Here is a 14465-nt window from a genome sequence, read left to right on the forward strand (position 1 = left end):
TTACTCCGTAATCCGGGTAAAGATTTCATCGGCGATCTGAGTAAAGATGGCGGCCAGATTGGCCCCGCCCTGAGCGTAGAAATAATTACCACAGGAAGTGCCAATGGTGGCCTGATACAACCAGTTGGCGTCGCGGCTACACTCCGAACCAACGCTACCGTCGCCCTGATCGGCGATGTAACGTAAGAGTTGCTCGCCGCTCGGCAAACTGTCCGAATTGCACTGCGCCGCCGGGCAACTGGTGTCACTGCCCACGCCGGGGTTTTGCGTCACTTCTGCCCCCAGGCCAATGGTGAAGAGAATAGTGGGTTTGTCTGGGTCAACAAAAACATCAGCCTGATCACGGGCATAATCGTCGGCATCGTAGTTAATGTCAGTGTTGGCATGCCGGGTACTCAAGCTTGAGTTGCCGTCAGCGGAGCACGGTCTATAAAAGAAGTAATCGGGATCGTTGGTTAAGTTGTTAGGACAGGCATACTTGCCGGGCGCTCCCCAGGCTTGGGCGGCAGTGGGCAATGAGCCGGTGGCCGCGCCATCCGAAAGGAAGATAACGAAGCGCAAAGCGTTCTGCCGCGAGTACAAGTCCAGGTCTTCTTTGGCGATTTTTAGTCCATCACCAGTGTCAGTTGAGTAGCAAGCGCCGAGCGCGCCGGGCAAAGTGTTGTACCAATCGTTGTTGGGGTTGCCATCGGTATCCGGGTCTTCGCAATATGGCGGCACCGAAACGTCAATGGCCTTGAGAGCATTGACAGTGGCTGTGACGCTGGTTGAGTTGGTGCTACCCACACTCTGGATCAATCCCATGCCATTGGTAGCCGGGTTGGTGGACTGCTGGGCGAAGGTGACGATGCCCACCCGGTCGTAGGGGAATTTGACATAGGTGGACACAAACCTTACGGCGGCGTCACGCACCCATTCAAACGGCCTGCAAGCATGGATCGGGCTGGCAATCGTGCCTACATCTGAGGGGATGTACTCGGTTGGCAGGTAGGACTGAGCCGGACTGCCGTAAGTGAAACCGTACAGCCCCGATCCGCCCGACATCGGATCGCCAATCGTCGGGTTGCCCTGCGCCGTCACCAAATTACAATTAGGCCTCAGATCAACGCCATCGCCATCACCTGCAGAAGGCACTAGGTCAACTACTTGTCTCAGCCAGTTGTCGTTCAGGTTGTTGGCGTCACAGCCTTGCCCGGCGGTTTCATCCACACAACCGTCATGGTCGTCGTCCACGCCGTTGGAACCCGATGAGTCGTATACCATCGAATACGAAGTATCAATCACCAGAATCACTTCCAACGAAGCGGCTTCGGACACGGCATAGGTGGTGAGCGGGATCGGGTCGCGCCAGCCGAAGAGTTGCATGAAGGCCAGTTGCACGTTAGTTGTCACCGTCACCCGCACAAGCTTACGCACCGGGAAGGTGCAAATGGACGGGTCGAGGAGCACTTTGCCATGGGTTTTGCTGTCCGGGATTTCGCCAAACGTGGGCACCGAGTCAGCGCATGTTTCAACGACCACGTCGCCGGCACCCACCTGAATGTTTTGCAGGCGGACGTACTGGGTGGCGGCCTCAGTAATTTGATTGATTGGGCGCGCTTCACGTAGCTGGCTGGCGGCGCTCAAGGCCGCCGCATCGGCGGCGCGGCGCAGTTGGCCGAAGCTCATGTAAATGATGCCAGCGTCAGTCGCCAGGCCCACAAAGGCCAGCAGGGAGATGAACATGAGCGCCAAAATGACGGCGCTCTGGCCGCGTTCGGCGAGCGTGTGTTGCGCCGAGGAGCGATTAGGGCGTTGGCGTGGGTTCCGCCGAAACAAGTGGGAAGATGGCATAAGAGACTACCGGAATGGGATTTGGGATGACGTCGCCGAAGCCGGGGACGTTGAACAATTGATAATGTCGCTTGAAAACTTCCACCAGCACAAAGGCGGTGTTGGGCACCAGCGGGATGTTAGTGCCGCTGAGTCGGGTGGTAATCTGGGCAATGGTCACGGCTGAACACATATTGCCAACGCCGCCGAAGCTGGTAGACATGAAATCGTCCATCAGTGACCAACCACTTTGGTTGGTGTCTTCAACAAGCTGACCGACGCCACCCGACACCTGGTTGTTGTCGTAGCGTTTAAGTTCCAACGTTTCTGAGCCAGAGGCGCCAACTCTGGCAATTGAAAAAATTGAAATTACAATGTCATCCTGAAAAGTCGCGCTCTGGCCCGTGCCATTGCAGGTGTTGACGACAGCGCCGCTATACGGCGTGCTCAAATTCATTTTGAGCGGGCCTAAGCCGTCGTTGGTATTGCAACCGGTCCGCCGGAAGAAGTTCTGGGTGGTTGAGCAATCTTTGTAGTCGTCGTAAGCGCCAGACACAGCTGATGGCGGAGCTGAATCAACATTGCCGGGGAATGGGTCGCTGTCGCTCGACTCGCGGGAGCCATTGCGCACAGCGTCCAGCATTTGCAGGTAGTCGTTAAATAAAAAGGTAACCTCGACCATCCCGGCCAACAGCAGAATCAGGATTGGCATGAAGATGGCAAGTTCCGTAAAACTTTGGCCGCGTTTGTGGTGAGTTTTGCCTTTCATGACTCCCATTTTATAAGGATTCGGCTCGCTGTCGCTTGTTCTGGCCTGCTCAAGCCCTGTTTTTGAAACGGCCCTGAAACAATTGAGGAACGTAATGCGCCTCACCCCCGGCCCCTCCCCCTCTCCTGTCGAGCAACGCCGACAGGAGAGGGGGAGGGGTGGCCGACAGGCCGGGGTGGGGGTGAGGCATGATATAATCTCCCGCGTCCAACCTGGAGAGGTCGCATAGTTGGTCTAGTGCGCTCGCTTGGAAAGCGAGTATGGGTAACACCATCGTGGGTTCGAATCCCACCCTCTCCGCTCTGGTATAATGCTTCTCGCGACGGTGGGGCGTTGAAGGCTTGGCCCTGCGCGGCCAGAACTTCCCGAATCCCGCCAGGCCCGAGAGGGAGCACCGGTACGGAATCATTCTGGGGTGCCGCAGTCTGCCGAGCTGGAGTTTCATCGTCGCGGGACTTATTTGTTAGCTGTCAGCGGTCAGCAATTAGCCATCAGCGAGCGTCTTCTCCACGCCAACCACTGAGGGCTGATCACTGACCGCTGATTGCTTTTCATGTCTGGCTACCCACTGCCTCGCTGGCTCATTCTCATCCTCCCGGTCAGCCTCGTCATCCTCGGCCTGGCCGGTTTTGCCCTGACGCAGAAAACGGTCACCCTTCACGACGGCGGCTCAACCGTGACCTTCAACACCGGGGCCGGAACCGTCGGCGAAGCAGTGAGCGCCGCCGGGATCGCCCTCCAGCCTGAAGACATCCTCCAGCCGGGCGCGGACGAGCCGTTGGGATCAGGCCAAACTATCACCCTCATCCGCACCCAGGCGGTGCAAATTGTAGACAGCGGCCAGACCACCACCATCCACACTCACCAGAAAAAACTCTCGGCCATTCTCCTCGAAGCAGGCCGCACCCTCGCGCCCGACGATTCCGTTTACGTGGACGGCAAACGCCTCGCGCCCGATGCAGACGCGTTCAACACGGCAGGCGCTGTGCCGCACACCGTCGTCATCCAACGCGCCAGGCCGATCACTATTCTCGATAACAGCATTCAGCAAACACTGATCACCTCGGCCCTCACGGTTGGCGAGGCGCTGGCCGAGGCGGACATCGCCACTTATTTGGCCGATGGCGTGACGCCCTCGCTTGACTCGCCGCTCACGCCCGGCCTCACCGTCACCATCACTCGCGCCCTGCCGGTGACGATTGAGGTGGACGGGGCGACGATGACGACGCGCACCCGGCGGGCGACCGTGGCCGAAGTGCTGGCCGAGGCCGGGGTGGCCGTCGTGGGGCTGGACATCGTCGCCCCCTCTTTAGCCGACCCGCCGCCCGCCGACGGTTCACCCATTCGAGTGGTTCGCGTCGTCGAGCAAATTGCCACCGAACAACAACCGCTCGCTTACACCACCCAATTCCAGGCTTTGCCCGATCTGGAAATTGACAACACGCGCCTCGTGCAAGCCGGGACGAACGGCGTGACGGCCTCGCGCCTGCGCGTGCGCTTCGAAAATGGGATCGAAGTTTCGCGGACGGTTGAAGATCAATGGGTGGCCGCCCAACCCCAGCCGCGCATCATCGGCTACGGCACTCAAATCGTCCTGCGCTCGCTCGACACGGCAGGCGGTCCGGTTCAATACTGGCGGGCGGTGCGAATGTATGCTACTTCGTATTCAGCCGCGCGCGCCGGCACGCCGCGAACCGCGCCCTGGTATGGCCGCACCCGCTCCGGCAAGACGCTCACCATCGGCATGGCCGCTATTGACCTCAACGTGATGCCGCTCGGCACGCAACTTTACGTGTCGGGCTACGGCTTTGTCGCCGCCGAGGACACCGGCGGCGGTGTCAAAGGCAAAATGATTGACCTGGGCTACGACGACTGGAACTACGTCTCGTGGCACGACTACGTCACCGTCTACTTTGTTGGCCCTGTGCCGCCCGCCGACCAGATCAAATGGATTTTGCCCTGAAATGGATTTGAGTGACACCCTTCGCCGCTTCAAAGTCAAGCCCAAAAAGAGTCTCGGCCAGAATTTTTTGTTTGACGAGGCTGTGCTGAGCCGGATCGTGGCCGCCGCCGACGTTGGGCTGGGCGACGTGGTTCTGGAAATTGGGCCGGGGGCCGGGAGCCTCACTCGGCAACTCGCCCAAGCGGCGGCTCGCGTCGTCGCCGTCGAACTGGATGATCGCCTCATCCCGGTCTTGCGCCACACCCTCGCCGGCTTTCACAACGTCACCCTCCTTCACGGCGACATCCTCACCGTCAATCTTCAATCACTAATTACTAGTAACTATAAAGTCGTTGCCAACATCCCGTATTACCTCACCTCAGCCATTATCCGCCGCCTGCTCGAAGCCGAGTTTCAACCCTCGGTCATCGTCCTCACCGTCCAGCGTGAAGTGGCCGGGCGCATTTGCGCCGCGCCGCCCGACATGAGCCTGCTGGCCGTGAGCGTGCAGTTCTACGGCCAACCGCACCTCGTCGGCCACATTCCGGCGGGCGCGTTCTATCCCAAGCCGGATGTGGACTCGGCCATCGTCCGCATCAATCTTTTCGATCAGCCGCCTCTGCGCGGGACGGAGGCCGATCGTTTCTTCGAGGTGGTCAAAGCGGGGTTTAGCCAGAAGCGCAAGCAGATCAAAAACTCGCTGTCTGCCGGGCTGAAGTTGAATGGTGCCGAGGCGGAGAAGCTACTGCGCGCCGCCGAGATCGATCCGGCGCGCCGGGCCGAGACGTTGACGATTGAGGAGTGGAGGCGGTTGAGCCATCCGACCACCTGACTACCCGACTACTCGACTACCTGATCACACACTTCTCTGAATCCGCACGCCCTGCAACGGGCCGCCGAGTTGTGCGAGCGAGCCACATCGTCGGCTTCCCCGTCGGCCCGAATCTCGTCCAGTAGTTCCAGCAAGTCAGATTCCAACTGAGGCGTAAAGTCTATGGCCAGCGTTTTGTCGGCGTACTTGATTAGGCCGCGCGAGGGGCGCTGGCCGTAAGCCTCGGCCACCAGCAGGCAATACGCGGCCAGTTGATAGATGTGTGAGGCATGTGCGCCCTCGGCGGGCGCTCGCCCCGACTTGACCTCAACCGGAACGTAGCCCGACCTCTCACGCATCAGATAATCCGGCTTGCCAGTGAGTTGATACCGGGCTGAGAAGAGCGGCTTCTCCAGCCGGCCCCACGCTCCGGTGTCGGTGTACACCACACGCCCGGTTGGCAGGCCGCTGGCGCGTTGCGCTCTCTGCGAAAGAAACCAGAAGAGCAGGGCCAGCAGAATCAGAAAGAGGGGGAGCATGTCGTGGACACCAGGACACGAAGAAAAGCTTTAGGGCTTTGTGCCTTTGTGTTCTAAATCAGGATGGGAATAAGAAAGAGACGGCGAAGAAGAGCAGGGCGGCGAGAAAGAGAATCAAGGCCGCCACGCGCAAGGCGGCTGAGGCTTGAACCAGCCAGCCGTGCCGGGCGTGAGCCGCCGTGCCGCCAGCCAGTTCGCGAACGTTGGCCGATCTCAAGCCGCGAACGTGCCGCAACCACCAGGCCCGGCGGCAAAACACGTACTCGCCAATCTCAGAAGCGCGGATGACTCGCATGCAAAGGTTAGACCCTAAAGGTCTTCGAGACCTTTAGGGTCTGGGAATATATCGCGTTACGGTTTCGGATGGCGCTTGTGCTTTTTCAACGGCGGCGTTGCGGCCCTGATCTCGGCGATGCGCGGGTCGCCCCGATAAACACCGTGATAGTCTTCGGGCAGGAGCGCGGCCAGGCGGCACATGATCTCGTGGGTGTGCGCCTCCAGAGCTTCGGTCTTCGACTCGCGGTCGAGCGGCGGCAGGGTGAAGGCCGGGCCGACTCTGAGCGTGATGTCGGTGCGCCGGAGCCGTTTGAAGCCGGCGTAAACTTTTTCGGTTCCCGTCATCACCACCGGCAAAAGTTGCACGCCCACTTTGGCGGCGATGAACGCCGCCCCGGTCTTGCCTTCAATGAGGGCGTGACTCGAACTGCGCGTGCCTTCCGGGGCCATGCCCAGAATCTTGCCCTGCTTCAATACGTCGAGCGCCGCCTTCATTGCGCCCCGGTCGCCCGAGCCGCGGTTGATCCACACCCCGCCTATCGTTTCGACTATCCATTTCATGAAGAGGTTGGTCTTGTATTTGTCTGCCGCCAACACCACCATGTCGGGCAGGCGGAAGGCGGTGTAAACAAACGGCGGATCAATGATGCTCAGGTGATTCACCACTATCAGGAACGGCCCGTGTTGCGGAGTGTTCTCCAGGCCATAATACGCGCGGCGCGTGAGCGTCCAAAACGCCAGATCAAAAGTTCCGCGAATGAGTCTCTTGGCCAAATTGTCTTTCATCGAGTGCGGCCTTGTGCGATGGCGGCCCAGCGGGCAACATCGCCAACGCCCGGCAAGGCGATTGAAAAAGCGGCGTCGGCGTTGGCGGCCAAAGGCTCCTCAAGCGTGATTTTGCGATAGCCGGCCACCGAGCCAGACGAATTATACACAGTGGCGATCACGACGATTGAGTGAACATTGGCGGGAAAAGAGTTGGCGATGATCCCGTTCACGGTAAAGCCGCCTTCTGTCGGGACGCCGTTGAGGTCGTTCACCGTCAACAGCGTGAAGCGGTCGGCCAGGCCTGCGCCCGAGTCGGCCTGGGCCACCGAGGCGACGGCCTGGCGGCCAGAGGCCGGGGCCGGGAAGACGACGGCCAGCGGCACGGCGGCGCCGGGCGGGATCAGGTCGAGGGGTGAATAAGCCACTCCCACAGAGCCGACGGCCCCGTCGTCGTTCGTCAGCGTCGCTTGCACGGCCAGGTTGACAATGGAGTCATTCGTCGAGTTCACAAATTCGCTCAAACAGATCAGGCTGGCCGCTGGCGTGGTTTGGCAGGTGAACGGGTCCGCCGTCACCGAAAGCGGGGCGAGCGTCGGCGCCGTCAGCGGCGCGGCAGAGTCCACGCCGCCGGGCGGGATGATGAGGGTTTGGCCGGGTTGCAGGTTGGCCGGGTCGAGGCCGAGGTTGAGGGCTTCCAGCGCTTCGAGGGTGATGTTGAAGCGAACGGCAATGCCGATCAACGTGTCGCCGCTTTGCACAACGTAGACGACGGGCGTCGGGCTGGCCGCCATGGGCTCCGCCCACGGGGCGAGCGTTGGGGCGACGGTGGTTGTGGGTAATGAGGCGAGAGTCGGCAAGACCGGCGTGAAGGTCGAAGAGGGCAGGGGGCGCAGAATCGCTGTTGGCACGCCCAGCGTGGGCGCAGGCGTTGCCCCACAAGCCGCCAGCCAGAGGGTGAGCCAGAAGAATCGTTTGAGCATTGTCCGCGATTATACAGCCCGCAATCGAATTGTCCCTCGTATCAATCCATGCTAAACTTTGACCGATATGTCCAGCCCCGTTGTTGACAACCAATTGCTTGTTGAAGGCATTGACGCCGCCCGGCGCGGCGAACGCGCTAAAGCGCGAGACAAGTTCACCCGCTACCTGCGCTACGACCAGAAGAACGAGCAGGCCTGGCTGTGGATGAGCTCGGTCGTAGAGTCGGATCGTGAGCGCGTCTATTGCCTGAACGCCGTCCTCAAACTCAACCCGAACAACAAGACGGCCAAGCGCGGGCTGGCCCTGCTGGGCGCTTTGCCGCCCGAGATGCGGGCTGACCTGAACATTGAAGTGATCGGCGTCACGCCCGAAACCAGGACTCAACCTCAGGCCCGGCGCGGCGGACTTGGCTTCCGCCGCAGCCGCCGTTTGGAAACGCTACTCATCGTCACTTTGTTGGCCGTCATTTTAGGGGCAGGCGGATTCCTGGCTTTCAACTTTATTGTCGAACGCAACCGGCTGGCCAACCTCACCCCGCCGCCGACGAATACCCCAACTCTCACCTTAACGGCCACCGCCACCGAAATCCCCAGCGCCACCCCGGCCATTCGCACCGCCACACCCATCGTTGGCGCAAACCTCACCCCGGTTGAATTCTTCCTGGGGTTGCCGGCGACTCTCACGCCCACACCCCCGCCGTTCACGCCTGTGTTCTTTGCCGAGGAAGCCTACTCTCGTGGCAAGAACGCTTATGATGCAGGCGACCTTGACCTGGCGCTCTCGTTGTTCAAAGACGCGCTTCAGGAAAACAAGGATAACTATGTGGCGCATTACTACAGCGGCGAGATTTATTTGCAGAAGAAAGACTACAACCGGGCATTTAGTTCTTTCACCTCGGCCCTCCGGATCAACTCCAATTTTGCCCCGGCGCACCTGGGGCATGGTCGGGCCAACTTTGCCCTGGGCGGCAATCCGATCAACGATTACGAGCAGGCCAAGTCCAACGAACCGGCCTGGGCCGAGCCTTACATTGCCGCCGCCGACTTTTATATCAGCCGGGGTAATCGGGAGAATGCGCTCGTCGAACTGGAACTGGCGCAAGGCCTGGCCCCGGACAATGTTGAGGTGTTGTGGCGGCTGGCCGAGCAATACTTCATCACCGGCCAAACCGAAGACGCCCGCGCCGCGCTGGAAACCGGGCTGGACGTTGACCCGACGGCGCTGGATTTGCATCGGGTGAAAGCCAGGCTGGCTCTGGCAACTGACGACTTTTCGACGGCGCAGGAAGCGATGAACCTGTATCTGGCCTACCGGCCCGATGATGCCGAAGGCTGGGTGCTGTCTGGGAAGGCTTTTCTTGGACTGGGCAACACGCCGACAGCCCTCACCAGTTTTAGCAAAGCCATTGAGCTTGACCCGAGATTGCAGGAGGCGTTTGTCGCCCGGGGCGAGCTTCAACTCGTTCTGGCCGACGCGGCGGCGGCCCGCCAGGACTTCGACTCGGCCATTCGCCTCGGCTCGACGGTTGAGTTGCGCCTGCGAATTGGCAAGGCCTATTATGAAGGCGGCGATTATGCCTCGGCAATCCCTGAATTCAGGCGGGCCGCCTCCAGCGCCCCCGACCTGTTTGAGCCTAATTTTTGGCTGGGTCTGGCGCAAATTGGGGCCGAAGCCTACGCCGACGCAACCCACAGTTTGACCAATGCCCTCGACCAGGCAACTACCGAGACCGAAAAATTCGATGCCCTCTATCAGCGCGGGTTGGCGTACAATGGAGCTGGGGAGAGCGAGAGCGCCGTTGCCGATTTGCGGGCCTCGCTTCAATTGAACGTAACAGACCGTGACGAAGATCGAACTGCCGCAACCGAACTGTTGGCCGACCTGGGCGGCCCCGGGCCGGACGCGACGAATACACTCGCGCCTACAACACCCACACCTTAAGCATGAACGCTTATCAAATCCGTAACACTATTCGTATCGCGCTGGGCCTGGCGGCGCTCTTGCTGTTGTCGCTGTTCGCCATCGCCTTTCCACGCGAAATAACTTCTTTCGGATTCCAGTTCATCGTCGTTCTGGTGGCTGTGGCCGTCATCGTCAACTTCAACATTCCGCTTTACACCGGCGAAGGATCGCTGGTTCACCTGGTAGGTCTGGCCGCCGTTTTGCTCTTCACACCCACGCGCATGGTGGCCGCCGTCGTCGGCGGCGTTCTGCTGGGCGGCCTAGTGCGGAGCTTCTGGCGGTTCAGCCCCAGCTTCCGCGACATGCCCCGCGACGAGCAATGGGGTTTCCTGGCATTCGACATTGCTCATCAAATTGTGAGCTTGATGCTTGCCGCCGTTGGCTACCGGCTGGCCGGCGGCAAATATCCCCTCGTCGCCCGGACCAACCAGAGCGCCATTGCTCTGGCAGGCTATGTCGTCGGCTTTCTAGTCGGCTACATTCTGATGTTGCTGATTGATCTGGGCTTGCGGGCCGAGACGCTTCAACGCTACCTCTCTCTCAATGGTGGCCGCCTGGCCCTCATTGCCATTTTGCCGTTGCCCATCGCCATTTACGCCGTGCTGGCTTCCAATCAATTTGGCGTTTCCACTTTCACTATTTTTGCGGTGTTGGCCTGCGTCATTGCCATTGTCGTCCATAATTTCACCTGGGCGCAGATCACCGCCGAGAAACGGTTGCGCGAACTCAGCCTGCTCAACAAAGTAAGCCAGGCCATGGGCTCAAACCTTGATCTTGATACCCTGCTTGAGACCATTTATGCCCAGGTAGCCTCCCTCATCGGCGTCGCCAACTTCTACATCGCCCTCTACGAGCCTGAAACCGAAACCATCTCCTTCCCCATCGCCATTCAGAATGGGCAACGGGTTCACTGGAACACCCGCAAGACGGCCAGCCGCCTCACCGACTACGTCATCGTCAAAGCCGAACCGTTGCTTGTGCCTTACGACATGACCGAGACTCTCAAACGGCTTCGCCTTGAAACGGGCGATAATAACCCCGAGGCCTGGTGCGGTGTGCCGCTCATCGCCAACGACCGCGCCATTGGCTGCCTGGCGATCATCACTTACGTCCCCGGCGAAACGATCACTCAAGAGACTCAAACCTTGCTGACGACGGTCGCCGGACAGGCCGGCATCGCCCTGGAGAACGCTCAAATCTATGGCCAGATCAGCCGCCGCGCCACCGAACTGGCGACCCTGACCGAAATTTCCGCCGCCATCAGCGCCTCACTCGACCCGGAACGCGTGCTGGAACTGGTCTGTTCGTCGGTCAACCGGGTGTTCAACGCCGAGAAGTCGGCCATCTTCCTGCTCGACAAGAACCGGCAAGTGCTGGAACTGGCGCGGGCCAAAGGACTCACCGAAGCCTATTTGCTGGCCTCGCGCAGTATCTCGCTGGAAAATTCTGGCCGGGTGCGGGCTGTCACCACCGGCCAGCCGGTCGTCATTGCGGACGTTAAGATCAGCAAACTGCCGCGAGAGATCATTGACCTCTCGCGCACGGAAGGATTTGCCGCCTACGCCGAATTGCCTCTGGTGGCTCAGGGCGAAATGATCGGGGTGATGGCCGCCTACTTTGCCCAACCCCACCAGTTCCGCGCCTCCGAGATTGAACTCCTGCGCACGTTTGCCTCGCAGGCGGCCCTGGCCGTGGCCAACGCCCGTTTGTTTGCCCGCACCGACCAGGCCCTCGTCCGGCGCGTGGATCAGTTGCAGGCCCTCGACACCATCAGCCGCGAATTGACCTCCATGCTCGATCTGGATCGATTGTTCGACCTGATCCTCTCCCGGGCCATGGACTTCACCAACGCCACGCTGGGAAGTTTGTATCTGCATAATGTTGAGAAGAACATCCTGCTAGTCGTCGCCTGGCGCGGCTACTCGCCGGAGATTAAGTCGTTCGATCTGAATAAACGGGCGATGACTGAAACCTCGGTTACGGGCCGGGTGCAAAAATCCGGCGAGATCCATCTGGTGCCGGACGTGCGGGCCGACCTGGAGTACGTGAGCGTTAGTGAGCAAACCCAATCCATGTTGAGTGTGCCCATCAAGCGCGAGTCGCAAACGCTCGGCGTGATGACGCTGGAAGCGCCCACGCTCTCGGCCTTCGACAAAGACGACGCCAACTTCGCCTCGCAACTGGCGGCTCAGGCCGCCATTGCCATCGAAAACGCCCGCCTCTTCCAGAGAGTCACCGAGGGCCGCGACCGGTTGTCGGCGGTGTTGAACTCCACTCGCGAAGGCGTGCTGGTCATTGACGCCAAAGGGCGGGTGGTGTTGATGAACCCGCGCATCGAAACCATGTGGGCCATTGATCGCAGTCAGTTGGTGGATCAATACATGGCCGACCTGCTCGGCCAGGAAGACCTGGGCATCGCCGAGAAGCTCGGCTTCACGCCGCAGACGCTTTTGCAATTGCTATCCAACCTGGCCGAAGGCATGACCTTTGACGATCCCAAGCAGACTTACCGGGTCACGTCTCCGGCAGTACGCTTCTTCGAGCGTTCAGGCACGCCGATGTACGACGAGACCCGCCGCGTGATCGGCTGGGTTATTGTTTTGCGCGACGTGACGGAAGAGAAAGACCTGGAGCAGATTCGTGAAGAAGTGACGGCCATGATCGTCCACGACCTGCGCAGCCCGATGACCTCGGTGCTGGGCGGTTTGAAGCTCATCGAGGACGTCGTCGTTCCGACCGACCAGACCGGCATCCTGGCCCAGGCGGTGGAAGTCTCTCTTCGCTCCAGCAAGAAACTGTTGAACCTGGTGGATTCTCTGCTCGACATCTCCAAGATGGAAGCCGGGCAGATGCACCTCGACGAACGGCCAACCGCCCTGGATCAGATCGCCGCCGGCGTGGTGGACGAGCAGGTGCAAGTAGCCAATCAGCAGAGCGTCTTCCTGCTCAACGAGGTGCCAGCCGACTTGCCGCAACTGCTGATCGACTCAGACAAAGTAGAGCGGGTGCTCACCAACCTGGTGGACAATGCCCTCAAGTTCACGCCCACCAACGGTTTTGTGATCGTGCGGGCCAGCCCGTACGATGATGTGCCAAGCGAGGATGGCCGTAGCTTTGTGCTATGCCAGGTTCTAGACACCGGCCCCGGCATCCCCGACGATTATCGCGCCCGCATCTTCGACCGTTTCGCCCAGGTGCGCGGGCGGCAGGGGCGGCGGCGCGGCACCGGTCTGGGCCTGGCCTTCTGCAAGCTGGCAGTGGAAGCGCACGGCGGCAAGATTTGGGTGGAGAGCCGGCCTGAGGGTGGCAGTGCCTTCAACTTCACCTTGCCCGCCGCCTAAAGACACCGCGAAGAACGCAAAGAGACACCAGGATTTTTTCTTCGTGTTCCTCTGCATTCTTTGTGGCTCGAACAGAGTCCCAGATGGAAACCTTTCATCCTCACAAAGGCCCTTACATTCGAGAACTCAAGCCCGGCCAGCGCATCACCGGCTTTTATCTGGTGCGCTATAAACAGCTTGAAGCGTTTCGAGATCGTTCGCGTGGGCAGTTTTTGACTCTCTTGCTTGCCGACCGCACCGGCAGTTTGCTGGCCCGCGTTTGGGAAGGCGCGCCCGAACTGGCCGAGACGTTTGAGCAGGGAGCAATCGTCAAAGTGCAGGGCGATGTCGAAAGCTACCTGGATCGCCCGCAACTCATCACCGCCAAACTGCGCCCGGCCCAGCCCGACGAAATTGACCTGCGCGACTTCCGCCCGGCCACGGCCAAAAACATCGAGGCCATGCTGGAAACGGTGCGCGGCCTGGTGGGGCGAATCGGCGACCTGCACCTCAACGCCCTCGCCCGCCACTTTTTCGACGACCCGGAGTTTATTAAACAGTTCGCCGCCGCCCCCGGCGCGCGGCGGGTGCACCATTCCTACCTGGGCGGCCTGCTTGAACATACCACCTCAGTCGCCGCGCTGGCCGATTCCGTCATCGCCCTTTATCCCGAAATTAACGCCGACCTGCTGTTGACGGGTGTGCTACTGCACGACATCGGCAAAGTGCGTGAATACACCTGGGAGACTGACATTGATTACACCGACGAAGGGACTCTGGTGGGGCACGTGGTTCTGGGCGATGAGATGGTGACGGCGGTCATGGCCGCCATCACCGGATTCCCCGAAGACCTGGCTCTGCGAGTCCGGCACATGATGGTCAGCCATCATGGCCGTTACGAGTGGGGGTCGCCCCGCCGCCCGCAAACGCTGGAGGCCATGGCCTTGCACCAGATCGAAGAACTGGACTCGCAAGTTAACCGCTTCCGCGAACTGCTGGCAACCCGCCCCGAAGGCGAACCCTGGACGCCCTATGACCGGTTGCTGGGCAGGTCGTTGTATGCCGGGCGCGATGATTTGGCTATCGAAGAGCAGAGTCGGGAAGAATAAAACCCCAAACTTCAAACGTCTAACAATCTTCTAACGGAGTGCCCGTCAAAGTTTTGGGAGCAGAAGAGAGAGGAGTAAGATAGGGGCACGTTGCGCGTCCGACAGCCCATACCCCTTTTGGAGGCTCCATGAAACGAACCGACTTCGACCGTGCCTGGCGGGAACTGAGTGAAGAA

Annotated in this window: 12 protein-coding genes, 1 tRNA gene and 1 other RNA gene; 7 read left to right on the forward strand and 7 right to left on the reverse strand. The window is 60.2% G+C overall.

Annotated elements, in window-relative coordinates; all coding sequences use genetic code 11:
* Genes HYZ49_17675 through HYZ49_17685 form a run of 3 tightly spaced genes read right to left on the reverse strand, consistent with a single transcriptional unit; the run spans position 1 to position 2771 of the window.
* The gene (locus HYZ49_17675) at positions 1-1833 is read right to left on the reverse strand and encodes a VWA domain-containing protein (protein MBI3244116.1); all 1833 of its coding nucleotides are present in this window, start codon (positions 1831-1833) and stop codon (positions 1-3) included.
* Positions 1787-2581 (reverse strand): pilus assembly protein, encoded by a 795-nt coding sequence (locus tag HYZ49_17680; protein MBI3244117.1) that lies wholly within the window; start codon positions 2579-2581, stop codon positions 1787-1789. Before HYZ49_17680 ends, HYZ49_17675 begins: the two co-directional genes overlap by 47 nt.
* Positions 2582-2630: 49 nt before the next feature.
* The gene (locus tag HYZ49_17685; GenBank protein MBI3244118.1) at positions 2631-2771 is read right to left on the reverse strand and encodes a hypothetical protein; all 141 of its coding nucleotides are present in this window, start codon (positions 2769-2771) and stop codon (positions 2631-2633) included.
* 24 nt (positions 2772-2795) lie between these two features.
* Here HYZ49_17685 and HYZ49_17690 point away from each other — a divergent pair.
* From HYZ49_17690 to rsmA, 4 genes are all read left to right on the forward strand, one after another.
* Positions 2796-2881, forward strand: a tRNA-Ser gene (locus tag HYZ49_17690).
* Between the two features lie 38 nt (positions 2882-2919).
* An RNA gene (gene ffs / locus HYZ49_17695) (signal recognition particle sRNA small type) lies at positions 2920-3019 on the forward strand.
* A gap of 115 nt (positions 3020-3134) precedes the next feature.
* Positions 3135-4544, forward strand: a complete 1410-nt coding sequence (locus HYZ49_17700; protein MBI3244119.1) for a DUF348 domain-containing protein — start codon at positions 3135-3137, stop codon at positions 4542-4544.
* 1 nt (position 4545) lies between these two features.
* Positions 4546-5355, forward strand: coding sequence for a ribosomal RNA small subunit methyltransferase A (gene rsmA, locus HYZ49_17705; protein ID MBI3244120.1), 810 nt, complete (start codon positions 4546-4548; stop codon positions 5353-5355).
* Between the two features lie 8 nt (positions 5356-5363).
* On the opposite strand, the gene cas4 is transcribed toward rsmA, so the two are convergent.
* From cas4 to HYZ49_17725, 4 genes are read right to left on the reverse strand one after another with little or no spacing between them, the layout of a single operon-like run.
* A complete protein-coding gene (gene cas4, locus HYZ49_17710; GenBank protein MBI3244121.1) occupies positions 5364-5873 on the reverse strand; it encodes a CRISPR-associated protein Cas4 in 510 nt (169 codons plus the stop codon).
* Positions 5874-5931: 58 nt separating this feature from the next.
* A complete protein-coding gene (locus HYZ49_17715; GenBank protein MBI3244122.1) occupies positions 5932-6168 on the reverse strand; it encodes a hypothetical protein in 237 nt (78 codons plus the stop codon).
* A gap of 56 nt (positions 6169-6224) precedes the next feature.
* Positions 6225-6923, reverse strand: a complete 699-nt coding sequence (locus tag HYZ49_17720) for a 1-acyl-sn-glycerol-3-phosphate acyltransferase (GenBank protein ID MBI3244123.1) — start codon at positions 6921-6923, stop codon at positions 6225-6227.
* An 8-nt stretch (positions 6924-6931) separates the two neighbouring features.
* Positions 6932-7897 carry a LysM peptidoglycan-binding domain-containing protein gene (locus HYZ49_17725; protein ID MBI3244124.1) on the reverse strand — a complete coding sequence of 322 codons (966 nt, stop codon included), beginning with the start codon at positions 7895-7897 and terminating at the stop codon, positions 6932-6934.
* Between the two features lie 67 nt (positions 7898-7964).
* Here HYZ49_17725 and HYZ49_17730 point away from each other — a divergent pair, with 67 nt between their 5' ends.
* From HYZ49_17730 to HYZ49_17740, 3 genes are all read left to right on the forward strand, one after another.
* On the forward strand, positions 7965-9839 hold the full coding sequence (locus HYZ49_17730; protein ID MBI3244125.1) for a tetratricopeptide repeat protein: 1875 nt from the start codon (positions 7965-7967) through the stop codon (positions 9837-9839).
* Between the two features lie 2 nt (positions 9840-9841).
* On the forward strand, positions 9842-13201 hold the full coding sequence (locus tag HYZ49_17735) for a GAF domain-containing protein (protein MBI3244126.1): 3360 nt from the start codon (positions 9842-9844) through the stop codon (positions 13199-13201).
* An 83-nt stretch (positions 13202-13284) separates the two neighbouring features.
* Positions 13285-14289 carry an HD domain-containing protein gene (locus tag HYZ49_17740; protein MBI3244127.1) on the forward strand — a complete coding sequence of 335 codons (1005 nt, stop codon included), beginning with the start codon at positions 13285-13287 and terminating at the stop codon, positions 14287-14289.
* Positions 14290-14465 lie beyond the last annotated feature (176 nt).

The organism is Chloroflexota bacterium, assembly GCA_016197225.1.
Taxonomy (GTDB): Bacteria; Chloroflexota; Anaerolineae; order Anaerolineales; family VGOW01; genus VGOW01.

Coding starts and splice junctions, on each gene's coding strand:
- cas4 (MBI3244121.1), bottom strand. CDS start 5,873: ATGCTCCCCCTCTTTCTGATTCTGCTGGCCCTGCTCTTCTGGTTTCTT.
- rsmA (MBI3244120.1), top strand. CDS start 4,546: ATGGATTTGAGTGACACCCTTCGCCGCTTCAAAGTCAAGCCCAAAAAG.
- HYZ49_17730 (MBI3244125.1), top strand. CDS start 7,965: ATGTCCAGCCCCGTTGTTGACAACCAATTGCTTGTTGAAGGCATTGAC.
- HYZ49_17700 (MBI3244119.1), top strand. CDS start 3,135: ATGTCTGGCTACCCACTGCCTCGCTGGCTCATTCTCATCCTCCCGGTC.
- HYZ49_17740 (MBI3244127.1), top strand. CDS start 13,285: ATGGAAACCTTTCATCCTCACAAAGGCCCTTACATTCGAGAACTCAAG.
- HYZ49_17725 (MBI3244124.1), bottom strand. CDS start 7,897: ATGCTCAAACGATTCTTCTGGCTCACCCTCTGGCTGGCGGCTTGTGGG.
- HYZ49_17680 (MBI3244117.1), bottom strand. CDS start 2,581: ATGAAAGGCAAAACTCACCACAAACGCGGCCAAAGTTTTACGGAACTT.
- HYZ49_17715 (MBI3244122.1), bottom strand. CDS start 6,168: ATGCGAGTCATCCGCGCTTCTGAGATTGGCGAGTACGTGTTTTGCCGC.
- HYZ49_17735 (MBI3244126.1), top strand. CDS start 9,842: ATGAACGCTTATCAAATCCGTAACACTATTCGTATCGCGCTGGGCCTG.
- HYZ49_17675 (MBI3244116.1), bottom strand. CDS start 1,833: ATGCCATCTTCCCACTTGTTTCGGCGGAACCCACGCCAACGCCCTAAT.
- HYZ49_17685 (MBI3244118.1), bottom strand. CDS start 2,771: ATGCCTCACCCCCACCCCGGCCTGTCGGCCACCCCTCCCCCTCTCCTG.